Annotated in this window: 2 protein-coding genes; both read left to right on the top strand. The window is 44.8% G+C overall.

What is annotated here, in order from left to right:
- The coding region (locus J5M56_RS24500; RefSeq protein WP_207937997.1) for a hypothetical protein at positions 1 to 294 on the top strand (294 nt) is incomplete at its 5' end.
- A gap of 6 nt (positions 295 to 300) precedes the next feature.
- A partial coding sequence (locus J5M56_RS24495; protein WP_207937996.1) for a hypothetical protein occupies positions 301 to 500 on the top strand: 200 nt, incomplete at its 3' end.

Raw genomic sequence — 500 nt, 5'->3', positions numbered from 1 at the left:
ATTTTATTCGCTATCGGTTTATTCGCTTACAATTATTACCTGGTATCGCAAGTATCTACCGCCCAACGACGCTTCGATACACTGCAGCAGTATATCAGTCAAACACCGATACAAAGCCAAGCGCTGTCGATGATCGATATCTATCAGAACGACGGCAAAGAAGGGGGAATACTGATTACCCCGAAGAATCAGCAGACAGCATTTTGGGGAAAGAATCAGAGCAACGAGAAAACTTTGCTCGTGACGTCGCCACCAATAAACCAGCAATCAATAACCCGACCCAACAAAAAGTAGAACAACATGACACAGCCTACCCCTACCGAACTCATCATCAAGCTTTTAACGACATTGTCGAACGATTTGCATCAGAAAATCGACAACAAACTGGTGCAAATCAAGGACGAGCTTCAACAACACAGCGATATCACGATAACCAAGAAAACGACGAGACTATCGGAGCTGCTATTGACCAAGCTATCGGAGCACATCGACCAGCAGAT

Origin of the sequence: Pseudomonas sp. 51_B, from assembly GCF_017491595.1 — a bacterium.
In the GTDB taxonomy this organism is placed as follows: Bacteria; Pseudomonadota; Gammaproteobacteria; order Pseudomonadales; family Pseudomonadaceae; genus Aquipseudomonas; species Aquipseudomonas promysalinigenes.
The sequence above is the reverse complement of the archived record's forward strand: the minus strand, read 5'-3'. Positions and strand labels throughout refer to the sequence as shown.